Source organism: Alcanivorax sp. DSM 26293, from assembly GCF_900107995.1.
In the GTDB taxonomy this organism is placed as follows: domain Bacteria; phylum Pseudomonadota; class Gammaproteobacteria; order Pseudomonadales; family Alcanivoracaceae; genus Alcanivorax.
On record NZ_FNUM01000002.1, the window covers coordinates 228,347 to 244,876 of the forward strand.

Annotated in this window: 12 protein-coding genes; 7 read left to right on the forward strand and 5 right to left on the reverse strand. The window is 58.3% G+C overall.

Annotation, left to right across the window (positions count from 1 at the left end):
* Positions 1 to 30 precede the first annotated feature (30 nt).
* The 3 genes from C4S63_RS04615 to C4S63_RS04625 are packed head-to-tail and all read left to right on the forward strand — an operon-like array spanning position 31 to position 3,619.
* Positions 31 to 789, forward strand: coding sequence for a DUF1461 domain-containing protein (locus C4S63_RS04615; RefSeq protein WP_062817306.1), 759 nt, complete (start codon positions 31 to 33; stop codon positions 787 to 789).
* Positions 779 to 2,791: a PEP-utilizing enzyme gene (locus tag C4S63_RS04620; protein WP_103916846.1), complete on the forward strand. Its 2,013-nt coding sequence runs from the start codon at positions 779 to 781 to the stop codon at positions 2,789 to 2,791. Before C4S63_RS04615 ends, C4S63_RS04620 begins: the two co-directional genes overlap by 11 nt.
* 30 nt (positions 2,792 to 2,821) lie before the next feature.
* Complete coding sequence (locus tag C4S63_RS04625; RefSeq protein ID WP_103916847.1) at positions 2,822 to 3,619, forward strand: DUF2189 domain-containing protein; 798 nt, start codon at positions 2,822 to 2,824, stop codon at positions 3,617 to 3,619.
* A 124-nt stretch (positions 3,620 to 3,743) separates the two neighbouring features.
* On the opposite strand, the gene metH is transcribed toward C4S63_RS04625, so the two are convergent.
* Positions 3,744 to 7,472 (reverse strand): methionine synthase, encoded by a 3,729-nt coding sequence (gene metH, locus C4S63_RS04630; protein ID WP_103916848.1) that lies wholly within the window; start codon positions 7,470 to 7,472, stop codon positions 3,744 to 3,746.
* Positions 7,473 to 7,760: 288 nt separating this feature from the next.
* Between metH and C4S63_RS04635 the strand changes: the two genes are divergently transcribed.
* Together C4S63_RS04635 and C4S63_RS04640 are read left to right on the forward strand one after the other, a co-directional pair.
* Positions 7,761 to 8,579 (forward strand): mechanosensitive ion channel family protein, encoded by an 819-nt coding sequence (locus tag C4S63_RS04635; RefSeq protein ID WP_062817310.1) that lies wholly within the window; start codon positions 7,761 to 7,763, stop codon positions 8,577 to 8,579.
* Between the two features lie 11 nt (positions 8,580 to 8,590).
* A complete protein-coding gene (locus C4S63_RS04640; RefSeq protein WP_062817311.1) occupies positions 8,591 to 9,364 on the forward strand; it encodes a YdiY family protein in 774 nt (257 codons plus the stop codon).
* 267 nt (positions 9,365 to 9,631) lie between these two features.
* Here the strand turns inward: C4S63_RS04640 and C4S63_RS04645 are convergent, their stop codons facing one another.
* The 4 genes from C4S63_RS04645 to C4S63_RS04660 all read right to left on the reverse strand — a co-directional run bounded on the left by C4S63_RS04645 (position 9,632) and on the right by C4S63_RS04660 (position 14,344).
* Entirely contained in the window at positions 9,632 to 11,005 is a 1,374-nt protein-coding gene (locus C4S63_RS04645; RefSeq protein ID WP_062817312.1) for an NAD(P)(+) transhydrogenase (Re/Si-specific) subunit beta, read from the reverse strand.
* 3 nt (positions 11,006 to 11,008) lie between these two features.
* A complete protein-coding gene (locus tag C4S63_RS04650; RefSeq protein ID WP_103916849.1) occupies positions 11,009 to 11,284 on the reverse strand; it encodes an NAD(P) transhydrogenase subunit alpha in 276 nt (91 codons plus the stop codon).
* The gene (locus tag C4S63_RS04655) at positions 11,284 to 12,516 is read right to left on the reverse strand and encodes a Re/Si-specific NAD(P)(+) transhydrogenase subunit alpha (protein ID WP_062817314.1); all 1,233 of its coding nucleotides are present in this window, start codon (positions 12,514 to 12,516) and stop codon (positions 11,284 to 11,286) included. The genes C4S63_RS04650 and C4S63_RS04655 overlap by 1 nt, the downstream gene beginning before the upstream one ends.
* A 400-nt stretch (positions 12,517 to 12,916) precedes the next feature.
* Entirely contained in the window at positions 12,917 to 14,344 is a 1,428-nt protein-coding gene (locus tag C4S63_RS04660) for an AarF/ABC1/UbiB kinase family protein (protein WP_200819504.1), read from the reverse strand.
* 148 nt (positions 14,345 to 14,492) lie between these two features.
* Between C4S63_RS04660 and C4S63_RS04665 the strand changes: the two genes are divergently transcribed.
* Both C4S63_RS04665 and C4S63_RS04670 read left to right on the forward strand, forming a co-directional pair.
* Positions 14,493 to 15,263, forward strand: a complete 771-nt coding sequence (locus tag C4S63_RS04665; protein WP_062817316.1) for an alpha/beta fold hydrolase — start codon at positions 14,493 to 14,495, stop codon at positions 15,261 to 15,263.
* Between the two features lie 81 nt (positions 15,264 to 15,344).
* Positions 15,345 to 16,487, forward strand: coding sequence for an oxygenase MpaB family protein (locus tag C4S63_RS04670; protein WP_063509660.1), 1,143 nt, complete (start codon positions 15,345 to 15,347; stop codon positions 16,485 to 16,487).
* The last annotated feature ends 43 nt before the right edge of the window (positions 16,488 to 16,530 follow it).

Genomic DNA, 16,530 nt, shown 5'->3' on the forward strand with positions numbered 1-16,530 from the left:
TTATTATTCTGGTTTATGCTTGGGGATATTATGAAAAAAACAGTACAAAAAAGCCGGGTCGCTGCCACTTTAGTGTGGTTCTTCTACGCTGTCACGGTTGTATTGCTTTCCGTTCTTATCAGTTGGGCATTATACAGCCAGGCCAATTACGGGTACGGGTTCTGGTACCAGCAATTAGACATTGATACGCATATACAGGAATACGGCCCCAAGAATCGCTTTCGATACGGTTTTGAGCAATTGCCGAGCGAACAGCATATCCAGGCGTTTGAGCAAATACGGGATGCCGTGCATCAGCAGGGCGAAGGCCTGGCGGATATTCATTACACCTTGCCTGGCCGGAAACCGGTGCCGTTACTGCATGAGGCAGAGATTCGTCATCTGCAGGACGTGGCCGATCTGATCGATGTCGGCCGCTGGCTGATGGTTGCCCTGGCACCACTCTGGGTGTTGCTGTCCCTGTTGTGTATCCGCCTGGCCATACCGCCCATGCGCCAGCGAATTCTGATAACTGTTTTCGCACTGGGGGCTATGATAGCGTGGTTGGCCATTGTCGGGCCGACGCAGATTTTTTATCAGTTTCACGTCTGGCTGTTTCCTGCGGAGAACCAATGGTTTTTCTACTGGCAGGATTCGCTGATGAGCACTCTGATGAAAGCGCCGGTACTGTTCGGGGGAATTGCCGCGGCAATCGCTCTGGGGGCACTGCTGCTGACGCCGGTGTTGTACGGGTTGGGGCTGCGGCTGTCGAAAAACATCGTCAAACAAGAATCAGGTCATGGGCATTGAAGTACTGACTGCTGACGCGCAGGGCAGCGAAAACCTGCAGCGCTGGGCGGCCATGGGGCTGCCTGTGCCGCCGAGCTGGCGAGTGGGCCGGGAAGTGGTACAAGACAATTCGCCGGAATCCCTGGCACAACAACTGCGTGCGTTGCCACGCATGTTTAGCGAAGACCGTTACTGGGTCCTGCAACAGGGGCCAATGAACCCGGACTCCCGCCGGGAAAGCTTGCTCAACCTGGATTCTGATGAGTCCCTGGCGGCAGCGTTGCGGAGTATTTTTCAGCGTGAGCAGGGGCCGGATCATGTGGTGATTCAGGCATTACCGCGCCAGCAGGCTGCTGGTGTTCTGTTTACCCGTCATCCGCTCCGACAAGACCTGCCTCACATGGTGGTGGAAGGGGTCCTGGACGGCAGTAATGACCGCCAGCGGCTGATCTTCGATGAGGATGGGCGCCTGGTGCATGCTTCTCATGGAGACAATGCCCTGGGTGATCAGGTGGGCGAACCGTTGTTGCGCGGGCTCCATGAGCAGCTGAAGCAGAATTTCAAACGGCCCCAGGCCGGGGAATGGGTGTTTGATGGGCAGCAGCTGTGGCTGTTGCAGACCCTGCCGGTCGGCTCTCTTCCCATGCCCCGGGAGGCATGGACGCGTCGGGCCGGCAGTGGGTTATTTATCCAGGTGGAGACGCCGCTCTGGTACACCTTGCAGGGGCGGTGGCTGAAGACGGCCTTCTGGGAGCCCCTTGTGGGGCAACATGGCTGGCAATCCCTGGCCAAGGTGGAGCCCTATCGGCGGCAGCACAGCCATCTTTACACCAACTGTGCGTTTTTCCGTGAATTACAGGGCCAGCATGCCGGCGTCAGCCGTTTTCTGCCACCGGCATGGCAGCAGCTGGAGGCCGAACCGGGGCCGGTTTCACCGGGTCGCCTGGCTGACCGGGTGGCGGTTTACCGGCACCAGTTGACACTGGCCCGTGTCAGCCGGGACCTGAAACGCTGGCAACAGCCTGCCGCGACCCAGGAAGGGCTATGGCGTGGCTTCATGCAGCTTGATGGCATGGGGGAGCGACTCAGTGGCGTTGAAGGCGAGGTGGGATATCTGGCCTTGCCGGACCGCAGCCAACATTACACGGCGCCGTTCCCTTTATCGTGGTTGGTCAGCGGTGCAGAAAAGGATGCCATCGACGCGCTGGTGGCGGGGCGTAGCGACGTCCTGGCAGAGACCGGCCTGCGTCCGGGGGCCGATCCGGTTCATGCGCCCCTGAGCGAGAATCCGGCCCAGGCCGGCAACCTGCATACGCTTTACGCGATCACCAGCGGGGAGCCTTCGGTGACGTGTGCCGAGCCCTCCACGGAGGATGCGCGCTGGCTGGCATTGGCCCGTCAGGCTCGTGGGTTGCGTTTTGCCATCGGTAACCGGTTGCGCAGCCTGTTGCGCGCCATGGGGGCGGTGGCGGTCAATCAGGGGCGACTGCAACACCCCGATGACATCTATTTCCTCTATTTCGATGAGTTGTGGCAGTTATGGATGGGCCAGCAACTGCCTGCCAGTGCCAGTCGCGAGGTGATCGGGGAGCGGAAACTCCGCTACCTCGATGATGGCTTACAGGGAGCGCCTGACTGGAAAATGGATCAAATCGGTTACGGCTTTGGCGGCGGCCAACGCCTGAGTCCTTTGCTGCGCGGGGTATCGCTGGTGCCGGGCAGGGCAGAGGGGCCGATACGGCGGGTGTGCAGTGCCTGGAGCCTGAACCGGATATGCCCGGGGGATATTGTGGTGGTTGATCAGGTAGAACCCGCCTGGCTGCCCTGGCTGGTCCAGGCCGGGGGCCTGGTCATTGCCGAAAAGGATCCCTGTAATGGCGCCGCCAGCCTGGCCGTCACTTACGGGATTCCTGCGATTTGGTCAGCCAATGACGTCATGCACAGCGTCCAGGATGAGTTGCCCGGGCACCTGGATGCCACCCACGGCAGGCTTGATGTGTCCGCGGAGATTGCAGAAGATTGACCGGGTCACATCTCACCCCATGGCCCAGTGATGAATAACGATAATAACCCGCAGGAAGAGGATACCCGCCCCTTTGTGGCACCCTGTCGTACCATCGCCCCGTCTGCGCCTTTGCGCTGGTTACGCAAGGGCTGGCAGGATTTTCGTGCGGCTCCGGGGCCGAGCCTGATCTACGGATTGATGATGGTGGGCCTCAGCTACTTGATTACTGGCGCCACCTGGTGGTTTGGCAACATGGGGCTGTATCTGGGGCTGATCTCCGGCTTTGTCTTCCTGGGACCCATTCTTGCCCTGAACCTCTATAACATCAGCATTCAGCTGCAGCAGGGCCGGGTGCCCACGCTGAGGGAGAGTCTGCGCCAGGCCAGGCAGTGCATGGGCGATGCGCTGACCTACACGGTGATCATGATTGTGGTCTTCCTGATCTGGGCTCGTGCCGCCAACCTGATTTACATTTTCTATCCGGTCAACGAATGGCACTGGAAAGATATCGTGTTGTTCTTCGGAGTGGGCAGCAGTGTCGGTGCCGTGTTCTGTGCCATTATCTTCACTGCCAGCGTGTTTTCCTTGCCGATGATCATGGATCGCCGCACGGACATGGTGACCGGCGTGATCACGAGCATCAATGCGGTGTTGCGCAACAAGCTGGCGCTGTTTGTCTGGGCCAGCCTTATTGGCGTCTGCTTGCTGTCAGGATTGCTGACGGCCTATCTGGGGCTTGCTGTGCTGCTCCCGGTGCTCGGCTATGCCACCTGGCACGGCTACCGGGAATCGATTGATGCCAGTGCATGGGAGGCCCGCTTCGAACTTCCGCAGGAGCATCACTGAAGAGACGGGTGGGGGCGTGGCACTCAAAATTCTCCCGACTCGCAGGCGCGGCCGGCAGCGTGGGGCGTCCGGTCCCGAAACACTGCCGTTGCCATGGGGCTTCTTGCGCCTTTGCAGTCCTGGTTCAGCTTTGCTCTTCGTCCATGTAGCCCAATAGATGCGGCACCATGCGCTCGATTTCCTTGCGAGTCATTCCCTTGCGGGCGGCATAGTCATCCATCTGATCCTTGGCCAGCTTGCCGGTGCCGAAGTACTTGGCTTCCGGGTGAGAGAAATACCAACCGGACACCGCCGCAGCAGGCAGCATGGCGTAGCTTTCCGTCAGGGTCATGCCAGCATTCTTCTCCGGCTCCAGCAGCTCCCAGAGCAAGGCTTTTTCAGTGTGGTCCGGGCACGCCGGGTAGCCAGGGGCAGGGCGAATACCCCGGTATTTTTCACTGATCATGTCCTGGTTGCTGAGGGCTTCATCGCTGGCGTAGCCCCAGTAATCCTTACGCACCTTTTCGTGCATGCGCTCGGCCAGTGCTTCTGCCAGCCGGTCAGCCAGCGCCTTGAGCATAATGGAAGAGTAGTCATCGTGGTCCGCTTCAAAACGTGCCACGTGTTCGTCGATGCCGATGCCGGCGGTGACGGCAAAGCCGCCCAGCCAGTCGGTGAGGCCGGTTTCCCTGGGCGCGATAAAGTCGCTGAGACAGAAGTCAGGCTTGCGCTCTTTACTTCCTTGCTGATGGCTCTTGGTCCGGTCGAGCTGCTGGCGCAAGTGATGGAGGGTCATGAAGGCCTCCTTGTCACCGGGGTTACGGTACAGCTCGATATCGTCCATGACCGAGTTTGCAGGCCAAAAACCTATTACTGCACGGGCAGTTAGCCACTTTTCTTCAACGATTTTCTCAAGCATTGCCTGGGCATCACGGTAAAGCTTGGTGGCTTCAGTACCGACCACCTCGTCTTCCAGAATGCGCGGAAATTTACCGGCAAGCTCCCAGGAGCGGAAGAAGGGGGTCCAGTCGATACGCTGCACCAGATCCTCCAGCGGGTAATCGTCGAACACCTTCAGACCTTTCACCTTTGGCTCGGGCGGGGTATAGCTGGACCAGTCTGGCTGGAAGCGATGCTGCCGGGCCTGCTCAATGGAAATCAGGCTGCGGTCAACCTGCTGCTGTTTCCGGCGCACGCGCAGGCCTTCGTAGGTTTCCTTCAATTCGGCCACATAATCAGCCTTGGCCGTCTTGGAGAGCAATTTGGAGGCGACACCCACCGCCCGGGAGGCATCGGCGACATGCACCACTGCCTGCTCGTAGGCCGGGTCGATCTTCACGGCGGTGTGGATGCGGCTGGTGGTGGCGCCGCCGATCATCAACGGCAGATCCATGCCCAGGCGCTGCATTTCACTGGCCACGTGAACCATTTCATCCAGAGACGGCGTGATCAGACCGGACAGGCCAATGATATCCACCTTCTCTGCCTGGGCCGTTTCCAGAATCTTCTCGCAGGGTACCATCACGCCCATATCGACCACGTCGTAGCCGTTACACTGCAGTACCACGCCGACGATATTCTTGCCGATATCGTGTACATCGCCTTTTACCGTGGCCATCAGGATCTTGCCGTTGGCCTCGTCCTGGGTGCCAAGCTCCTCCTTTTCCTTTTCCATGAAGGGGAGCAGGTAGGCCACGGCCTTTTTCATCACCCGGGCGGATTTCACCACCTGGGGCAGGAACATCTTGCCTTCACCAAACAGGTCGCCGACCACGTTCATGCCATCCATGAGCGGCCCCTCGATCACGTGCAGGGGCCGGGCGGCATTCTGGCGTGCCAGTTCGGTATCCTCGTCCACGTAATCGGCGATGCCTTTCACCAGGGCATGTTCGAGACGCTTTTCCACGTCCCATTCACGCCAGGCCAGATCCTCTTTCTTGGCTTTTTCGGCGCCGCTTCCCCGGTATTTTTCGGCCAGATCGAGCAGAATTTCGGTGCCATCCTCACGGCGATTAAGCACCACGTCTTCTACGGCGTTGCGAAGTTCTTCAGGAATATCCGCATAAATCGCCAGCATGGCCGGGTTAACGATGCCCATGTCCATGCCATTGCGAATCGCGTAGTAGAGGAACACGGCATGAATCGCTTCACGGACAGTGTCATTGCCGCGGAAGGAAAAGCTCACGTTGGAAACGCCGCCGGAAATCATGGCGTGGGGCAGGGTACGCTTGATGTCCGCCACGGCTTCGATGAAGTCCACGGCGTAGTTGTTGTGCTCTTCAATGCCGGTGGCGATGGCAAAGATATTGGGGTCGAAGATAATGTCTTCCGGCGGGAAATCCACTTCTTCAGTGAGCAGCTTGTAGGCTCGGGTACAGATTTCCACTTTGCGCTCACGGGTTTCCGCCTGGCCTTCCTCATCAAAGGCCATGACGATCACTGCCGCACCGTAACGACGCAGCAGTCGCGCCTGGTGCAGGAAGGCGTCTTCACCTTCCTTCATGGAAATGGAGTTCACCACCCCCTTGCCCTGGATGCATTTCAAACCGGCCTCGATCACTTCCCACTTGGAGGAATCGATCATGATCGGCACCTTGGAGATCTCCGGTTCAGATGCCACCAGGTTAAGGAACTTCACCATGCACTCGGCGGATTCCAGCATCCCCTCATCCATGTTGATGTCGATGATCTGGGCGCCGTTCTCCACCTGGTCACGGGCCACGTCCAGGGCAGCGTCGTAATCCTCTTCCTTGATCAGGCGCAGAAAGCGTTTGGAGCCGGTCACATTGGTCCGCTCGCCCACGTTAACGAACAGGGAGTCCTTGCTGATGGTGCAGGGCTCCAGGCCCGACAACCGGCAGGCGATCTCGATATCGGGAATCTGTCGTGGCGGCAATCCCTCCACGGCCTCCGCCATGGCGGCAATGTGCTCGGGGGTGGTGCCGCAGCAGCCACCGATGATGTTGAGGAACCCCTTTTCGGCCCAACCGCGGATTTCCCTGGCCATGGTGGCCGGATCAAGATCGTATTCCCCCATTTCGTTGGGCAGGCCAGCGTTGGGGTGAGCGGACACGTAGGTCTCGGAAATCCGTGACAGCTCTTCGATATAGGGGCGCAGCTCCATGGGGCCCAGCGCACAGTTGAGCCCGACGCTGATCGGACGGGCATGGCGCAGGGAGTTGTAGAACGCCTCGGTGGTCTGGCCGGTGAGTGTCCGGCCGGAGGCGTCCGTGATCGTCCCGGAGAGCATGACCGGCAGATCCAGGCCGTTTTCGTAGCAGTACTGATCCACGGCAAAGACAGCCGCTTTGGCGTTAAGGGTGTCGAAGATGGTTTCGATGAGGATCAGATCAATGCCGCCTTCCACCAGGCCATCCAGCGCTTCCAGGTAGGCTTCAACCAGCTTGTCGAAATTGGTGTTGCGGTAACCCGGGTCGTTCACGTCCGGGCTGATGCTGGCCGTACGGTTGGTGGGACCCAATACCCCTGCGACATAGCGGGGCTTGTCAGGCGTCGACGCCTCGTCAGCGGCTTCACGGGCCACCCGGGCGGCGGCCACATTGATTTCCCGCGCCAGGTCCTGCATGTCGTAATCGGCCATGGCGATGGAGGTGGCATTGAAGGAGTTGGTCTCGATAATGTCAGCGCCGGCGTCCAGATAGCCCTTGTGAAGGGCCTTGATCCGTTCCGGTTGCGTCATGCAGAGCAGATCATTGTTACCCTTGAGGTCGCTTGGCCAGTCGGCAAAACGGCTCCCCCGGAAGTCCTCCTCGGTGAACTTGCAGCCCTGAATCATGGTGCCCATGCCGCCATCCAGAATCAGGATGCGTTCTTGCAATTGGGCGGTCAGGGAGGCACGCACGCGCTTGGACATTGAAGACTCCGACAGGCAGAAATGTGACCGGGCATTATACCGGCCAGCCCGGCAGATACCCAGACATGTGCATGAATTGATGAGGAAATCCGCCTTATGGGGACCTTGAGACTGGTCATGGACGCGTGAAGGTTTCATTATGTGCAGCAAGCCGGCAGCGGGCAGGGGTCTGTGCTTCGTTTGCCTCAGGTGAAACCTTTGTAAAATTCTGCTTCGGGGCAACCCGCCATCTTGGGCTGGAAGCAGGAATGGGCATAATTCGCGCTCACTGGATGAGGAGTACGTTTAATGGATCAATATCTGTCTCAACTGGAAACCTTTGCCAACGAAAACCTGATGCCCTACGCATGGAATATCATTGCCGCGCTGGTCATCTTTATTGTCGGTAAATGGATCGTCGGGAAAATTGCTGGATGGCTTGGCCGGGTGATGGACAAGAAGCTGGACACGGAAGTGGCCAAGTTTCTGAGTAATATCATCCATGTACTGCTGTTTGTCTTCGTGATCATCGCCTCGCTGGACCAGCTCGGGGTAGAAACCACGTCATTGGTTGCCATTCTCGGTGCGGCGGGTCTGGCCGTAGGTCTGGCGCTGAAGGACTCCCTGGGCAATTTCGCTGCCGGCGTGATGCTGATCATGTTCAAGCCCTTCCGGGTGGGGCATTACGTGGAAGCCGGTGGCACCTCGGGTACCGTCAAGGAAATCCGCATCTTTGCCACCATCATGAACAGCCCGGACAACAAGGTGATTACCGTGCCTAACGGGTCAATCATGTCCGGCAATATCACCAATTATTCTGAATTGCCCACTCGCAGGGTAGATATGGTGTTCGGTGTTGCTTACGATGCGGACCTTTCCGTGGTGAAGAAAGTGCTGGAAGAGGTTCTGGCCGCTGACGAACGCGTTCTCAAGGATCCCGCCCCGACCATTGTTGTGGGTGAGCTGGCTGACAGCTCTGTGAACTTCCTTTGTCGCCCCTGGGTGAAAAGCGCGGATTACTGGCCGGTGCTTTGGGACACCACGGAAACCGTGAAGCGCCGCTTCGATGAAGCAGGGATTGGCATTCCGTTTCCGCAGATGGATGTGCATCTGGACAAGAGTGAGTAGAGGAGAGATTCATGCGCAGTAAGTATCTCGCTGCCATGCTGATTGCCGCCGGCTTGCCGGCGGTATCAGTGGCGGCCGAGGAAGGCACCAGTGAAGCAAGCAAGTGGTCCGGGGATATTTCTGTTGGCCTGCTTTTCAAACGCGGCAATACCGATTCCGATTCGGTGAACGCCCACGCCAACGCCAGCCGTGACAGTGCCTTCTGGCGCCACCACTTCAAGGCAGACGCCAACAACGAGAAAGAGCGCGATCCGGAGACGGAAGAATACAACCGTACCGATGAAAATTACTTTGCTTCCTACAAGCTTGATCGCAAGCTCGGCGAGGAATCCCGTAATTATCTGTTCAACGTGGCCACTTACGAGAAAGACAATTTCTCCGGGTTCCACTATCAGGCCAGTTACGCCATCGGTCTGGGTCGTCGTTTTATTGAAAACGATGCCCATACCCTGGATCTGGAAGCGGGTCCCGGTTACCGCGTACAGTGCCTGGAGCCGGAAGACTCCTACAGCGATTGTGCGGACACGGAAGAAAGTGCCATTGCTCGTCTGGCGCTGAAATACCACTGGAAGATCAGTGACAGCGCTGAATTCCAGGAAGAAATCAGCAGTGAAGTGGGCGAAGACTCCACCAGTACCCGGATGGAAACCTCGCTGACCAGCAAGATCAACAGCCATTTTGCACTGCGGTTGCGCCACTTGCTGGAGCATGAATCCAAGGTGCCGGCAGGGACCAAGGAGACGGATCACCAGGTAACGGTTGGCGTGGTGTATACCTTCAACTAGTCCTGTTGTTTCATCGCAACGAATGCAGAAAAGCCCGCGTAATGCGGGCTTTTTTGTGGAAGATCGCCCCCGCAGCCGCCGTAGCAGGGCACTTGCATTTATCGCGTCAATACCAGGTTGGCGGTGGCCGGTGGAGGCAAGGGAAGGCGGTTTACGTGCTTGAGGGGGGAAAGTGCCCGGACCTGTTGTCTGCAATGACGGAAGCAGAGGGAAAACAGGCATAAAAAAGGGGAGCCGAGGCTCCCCTTTTTGCTGACCCGCAGAGGATCAGCCTTCTTTCAGGGCGGTGGTGATATCCAGCACCGCACCCTTGCCGTCGCCGAACAACATCAGGGTATTGTCCTTGGCGAACAGGGGGTTGGGCAGGCCGGCGAAACCGGCGCTCAGGGAGCGTTTTACCACAACCACGGTCTTGGCCTTGTCCACGTTGAGGATAGGCATGCCGTAAATCGGGCTGCCTTTGTCCTCACGGGCCATGGGGTTGGTCACGTCGTTGGCGCCCAGCACGATGGCCACATCGGTCTGCTCGAAGGTCGGATTGATGGCATCCATATCCTTGAGCTGATCGTAGGGCACTTCCGCTTCTGCAAGCAGTACGTTCATGTGACCGGGCATACGGCCCGCAACCGGGTGAATGGCGTAGGCCACTTCGATGCCGGCAGCTTCCAGGGTATCTGCCAGATCACGCACTGCGTGCTGCGCCTGGGCCATTGCCAGACCAAAGCCCGGGACGATAACAACGCGCTGGGCGGTTTCCAGCAGCATGGCCACTTCTTCGGCGGAGGTGGATTTCACCTTGCCGGCGTAAACCTCGTCTTCGTCCATGGCTTCGCCAGCTTCGGCCATCACACCAAACAGAACGTTGGTGAGTGAGCGGTTCATGGCTTTACACATGATGCTGGTCAGAATCAGACCGGAAGCCCCCACCAGGGACCCGGTGATGATCAGGGCGCTGTTGCCCATGACAAAACCGGCCGCAGAGGCAGCCACACCGGAATAGGAGTTCAGCAGGGCGATCACAACCGGCATATCGGCGCCGCCAATCGGCAGAACCAGCAACAGGCCGAGTACCATGGCCGCCGCCACAAGACCCCAGAACACCATTTCATTGCCCGGGTTCAGCACCAGGTAGCCAATGCCAACGATGGAACCGATAAACAGGACCGCATTAACCAGCTTCATGCCCGGGAAGCCCATGGGCTTGCCGTCGATGAGCTCCTGCAGCTTGGCGAATGCGACCAGGGAACCGGTCAGGGTCACAGCACCGATGAGTACGGCCGCACCGGTGGCAATGATGGATACCGTATCGGTGGCAGAACCACGGAAAAATTCCGCAGAAGCCACCGAGAAGGATGCACCACCACCGAAACCGTTCAGCAGGGCAATCATCTGCGGCATGGCGGTCATCTGGACCTTCTTGGCCATGACGGCACCAATCAGGCCACCAACGACTACGCCGGCAATAATGATTTCATAGGTGACAATATGCTCATTGAGCAGGGTGACCACGGCGGCAATACCCATGCCGGCAGCAGCCAGCAAATTCCCGCGCACGGCAGTTTTCGGCTTGGTCAGCCCCTTGATGCCCAGCACAAACAGGCAGGCGGCGATCAAGTAGGCGATATCAATCCAGTTCTGCATGAATTACTTCCTCTTGAACATCGCCAGCATTCGATTGGTGACCATAAAGCCGCCAATCACGTTGATGGTGGCCAGCACCACAGCGATAAAGCCCAGCACATTGATCAGCATGCTGGAGTCAGACCCGGCGGCAATCAGGGCGCCCACGATAGTAATACCGGAGATCGCGTTGGAACCGGACATCAGCGGGGTGTGCAGGGTGGGCGGGACCTTGGTGATAAGCTCCACACCGAGGAAGATCGCCAGCACAAACAGGGTCAGTTGGGCTACGAAATCCATTATTTCTCCTCCTCCTTGTTGGCGTCGGAGTCCGCTTCGGCGGGTTCCTCGGCCTCGGGCTCAGGCTTGGCAAGAGCAGGCAGGCCGAGCAGGTCACGCAGGCGGGCCTGGGGTACGTCGCCATCATGGCTGATCACGGTTTCCGCAACGATTTCATCTTCGAAGTCCAGTTGCAGATCGCCGTTATCGTCCAGCAGCAGGTTGAGCAGGTTTTCCATGTTCTTGCCGAACATCTGGCTGGCGTGATAGGCCACTGAGGAGGGAACGTTCTCAGGTCCGACGATGGTAACGCCGTGTTTGACAACGGTCTTTCCGGATTCGGTCAGATCACAGTTGCCGCCACGCTCTGCCGCCAGATCCACAATGATGGAGCCGGGCTTCATGGCCTTGACCATGTCTTCGGTGACCAGGATCGGGCTCTTGGCGCCGGGAACGGCAGCCGTGGTGATTACCACGTCCATTTCCTTGATCACTTCGGTCATCAGCTCGCGCTGGCGCTTCAGGAAGTCCTCGCCCTGGGCCTTGGCATAACCGCCGCTGCCCTCGGCTTCGCCGGTATCCAGATCCAGTTCCACCGGCTTGGCGCCAACGGAGAGGATTTGCTCGCGGGCAGCAGGGCGCACGTCATAGGCTTCCACCACGGCACCCAGGCGCTTGGCGGTGGCACAGGCTTGCAGGCCTGCCACACCGGCACCCATAACGAACACGCGGGACGCATTCATGGTGCCAGCAGCGGTCATGTTCATGGGGAACATGCGCTGGGACTCGTTGGCGGCAAGTAATACGCACTTGTAACCGGCAATCATGGCCATGGAAGAAAGGACATCCATGGCCTGGGCGCGAGTGATACGCGGCACCAGTTCCAGCGCCAGGCCAGTGACTTTCTTGTCGGCCAGGGTCTGGGCAAATTGCGGGTTGGCCAGCGGATCGGTCATGCCGATTACGATCTGGCCTTGCTTGAGTTTTTCCAGGTCGTCGTTGCCGTTCTGGGTGTTACTGCCAGGCGTTTGTACCTGCAGGACCACCTGAGCGGCGTTGAAAACCTCGTCGCGATCAACCAGCTTGGCACCGGCAGCTTCAAAAGCGCTGTCCGGGTAGCCGGCAATCTCACCAGCGCCACGCTCGATGATGATCTCGACACCTTGTTTTTTCAGCAGTGCGCTGACATTGGCAGGCGTTAGAGCAACGCGCTGCTCGCCAGGGCAGATTTCTTTGGGAACACCGATAATCACCTGCGTTACCCCCGTCTGTGGTTCGCAAATAATCGGCTATCAGGGCAGCAGAGTTGGCAACCCGGCACCTTGAAAGCCTCGTTAAACGGTCGCTTCATGGGAGCCGACCGACAAGAGCCTGTCTCAGGCCCTTGCGTACCGCGTGGGGTGGAAGGTAATGACCCGAAGGCCGCCACTGTCTCCATCACACTGCGAAGGTCGAATACCGCCGGTGGCCCCATTGCCGCAGTGTGGGCAATGAGACAAGCCGGAGGCTAACCCCCTCGGTAGCGCAAAGGCCTGAAACAGGCTCTCAGCAGGGTGCTAACCTTATTGTGGCGATGCCACCTTGGCAAATGACAATTCGTTATCGCACCGATAAGCGGGTGACAAAAGGGCATTTTTGTCACTATCGGAGCCATTAATCGACCGGGCTGATGGTTTTTTGATCAACCAGGATCACATCCGCGTCTTCCTGCATGTGGATAAATGGCTCCAGAATGGTGTTGCCGCGCACTTCTGCCTCGATGACGTGCAAAAAGGTGTACGCACCGAGCAACTTGCGGGCCAGGAAAATAAACTCTTTGGGCGGCACATCGAAATGAACGGACAGGGCATTGCGGCTGGCCCGATTCATGATGCGGTTCGGCAAATTGCTTTTGCCCCAGCAATACTCGCCCTTGTCGTTGAGTACCTCCGCCGGGGGCGGAAAGCGGTCCGGATCCTGAAGAACCTCAATGGCCTCGAAGCAAAGCGCGCAGAAATCATCCAGCAACCGCCGAGGGGCTCCGCGGGCAAGAAAATCCAGGGCGTTGAGCGCGCGGATCAGGCGATCACTGTCGTGATGAAAGGAAGCGCGGATCATTTCCCGGCCGGGGCCCAGCACCTCATTGTCAAAATCCCGAATGGCACCGAAATCCAGCAGGACAATCTGGTCATTTTCCGGGCTGTCACCAAATCGCAGCAGGTAATTGCCGAAATTCGGGTCGGTTTGCATCTTGCTCCATTCGAAAACCTCCCGGCAGCACAACTCCATGATGGCGCGACCAATGAAATTGCGACGTTCCTGGGAGAGCTTAAGCACGGACGGATCGGTGACGCTGATACCATGCTCGAAGGTCATGCACATGATGTTATGGCTGGAGTATTCCGGCACAATCTCGGGCACCACAAAGCGGGTATCCTCGGCGAGAATCTGGCGGAAATGTCGGGTGGTGTGAGCCTCCAGGTCGTAATCCACTTCGCGCTGGAGCATTTCGCGGACTTCATCGAGCCAGAGATTGAACTGCTCGGTGATCGGCACCAGTCGGCTCAGCTTCAGCAGCCGGACCAGGGCGCGCATGTCCGAATCAATGGCGTCGGCCACGCCCGGATACTGGATCTTGAGAACCAGCTCCTTGCCGTCGGATTTGCGTATGGCCTTGTGGACCTGGGCTAGGGAGGCTGCGCCGAGCGGCGTTTCTTCAATATCCAGCTCCGCCATTTTCACCTCTCCAAGCTCTCGCTTGAGATGGCGTTCAATGGAGGGCCATTCCAGGGCGGTGGTCTGGTTTTCCAGGGTATGAAGCGCTTCGGTGACTTCCTCCGGCAGGAAATGTTCGCCAAACAGGGCCATCATCTGGCCAATCTTGACCACAGAGCCTTTCAGTCTGCCCAGTTCCTCTACCAGTTCCTGGGCGCGGGAGGACAGGTTTTCCTTGCGGCGCGCCTCACGCTGGTCCTTTGGGGTGAAGATGGAGCCAGCGCTTGCGGTCGCATACTTGGCGCCGGCCAGAAAACCGGCTTTGGCCATGGAAAAGCGTCGCTCAACCGAGCCCGTCTTAACCCGTTTTACGGTTTTTCGTGTCATAGTCGTGAGGAAACTCCGTTTGCGATCCTGAGTGCCGGTGGCATTCTAGCCGGTATTAGATAGCGGGTCATTGGCTGAAGGAGCCTGTGGATACCCCCTTACAGAAAGCAACAGGTTGATTTTTCTATATCTCGGGAGGAATGCGGGCATGGGTAGAACCTGGGTGTTGTTGCGTGGCCTGGTTCGTGAGCAGAGGCACTGGGAGGATTTTCCCGAGCAGTTTCAGGCCAGTGTGCCACAAGATCAGGTGCTGACGGTGGATCTGCCTGGAAATGGCCAGTTTTATCGAGACAAAAGCCCGACACGGGTTGCAGCCATGGTTGCCCATCTCAGAGACCAGCTGGCCCGGCAGGGGCATCAGGGCCCTTATCATCTTGTGGCCTTGTCTCTGGGGGGCATGGTGGCGGTGCAGTGGTTGTGTCAGGCTCCTGGTGATGTGGCGTTTGCCGGCTTGATCAACACCAGTGCCAGTCGCTACAGCCCATTCTGGCGACGCCTGCGCCCGGCGAATTACCGCCGTTTACTGAGTGATGCGGTGTTCAGTCGTGACCGGTTGCGCAAGGAGGTTGCCATCCTGGAAATCACGTCCAATCTGCGTGAGGCAGACTATCTTCATCAACTGGCTGACACCTGGGCCGGTTACGCGCGGGAACGCCCGGTTTCCCTGGCAAACAGTCTGCGCCAGTTACTGGCTGCCATGCGTTTTCGGGCCCCGGCGGCCTTGCCGGAAAGTGTCCCGGTGCTGATCATCAACGGGGCAGGGGACCGCCTTGTCAGCCCGGCCTGCTCGCAGACACTTGCCCAGGCCTGGGATTTGCCGATCAAGAGTCACCCTCAGGCGGGCCATGATCTTCCCCTCGATGCCCCCCGGTGGCTTATCAATACCTTGATTGAAGGGGTAACAGATTTCTCTGTTTAGTGTGTTGACCCCCTATCCTCGCTGGCCTAGCGTTATTCGAGAACTCGTGAGTTCCAGGATAACAACAACCGTGGGGTAATTATGGCAACACCGCAGGAACTGGCCCGCTTCGAATCTGGCCCACAAAATCCCCGTGAGCGGGTCTGGTGGGATCGCTATTCCCATGAGCGACTGAATGCCTGGCGGCAGGTGCAGGATCCGCTGGCGGATCGTTGCGCGGCGCAAATCAAGTTTACCCGGCCCTCGGGCTTGCTTGAGGAAGTGGAGAAACGGGCCAGGGAAGAGGGCGGTGATTTCCAGGCCTTTCTGGACCATTGTTACAGCGTTCCAGCCTGGGTGGATTTTGACGCCATGGAGCTGGGACGGCGTATGTACCGCCGTAACGGTGCATTGCAGGGTCTGGTGTTGATGTGTTCAAGCCTGGTAGAGGGCTATGCCCACAACAAACCTTCCCAGGTACTGGTGGCTACAGGGCGATTGCAGAAAGATGTTTCCCGTCGGATTTACGAAACCGGACAGATGCTCCACAACATCGTCGGTGATGACGGGATCCGCCCGGGCAGCCTGGGGCATCGCACCTTGATGGAAGTACGGTTGCTGCATGCGGCAGTGAGACAATTTCTTGCCAACAATCCCCGTTGGGACAATGCCAAATACGACCTGCCAATCAATCAGGAAGACATGGCGGGCACCATCCTGGAGTTCGATTTCATGGTGGTCCGGGGACTCAAGCGTCTTGGTCTTCAAATCAGTCGCCGTGAGCATGAGTCCATGCATTATTTCTGGCGCTATGCCGGCTATCTGCTCGGCGTCGACGAGGCATTGCTGACCACCACACTGGAGGAGCAGGAAATCCTTGCCATGCAGTTGACCTCGCATCTCTATGAGCCCACTGCAGACAGCGAATCACTGGCCAAGGCCCTGCTGCGGGATATGGCCGGCAAGCCCCCCTTTAACCTGTCCTACGAGGTATTGCTGGGCTTCAGTCGTTACCTGATCGGTGACAAGGTTGCGGATGACCTGAATATCCACAGCAGCGTCTCCGCGGCTACCGCGGTTAGGGTGGTGAAGACGGCTGTCAGTGCCGCCAGTTTTGGTGTGCGCTTCCTGCCTGATCCGGCCAAGCGCGCTCTGGAAGACCTGAATCACCGGTTGGGCAAGCGTACATTGAAAGCCGGGCTGGGGGACGACCCCGCCCGCTGGGGATTCAAGGCCTTGGCCTGAAACAAAAAACCGGCGAAAGCCGGTTTTTTTTTGTTGTTGCCGC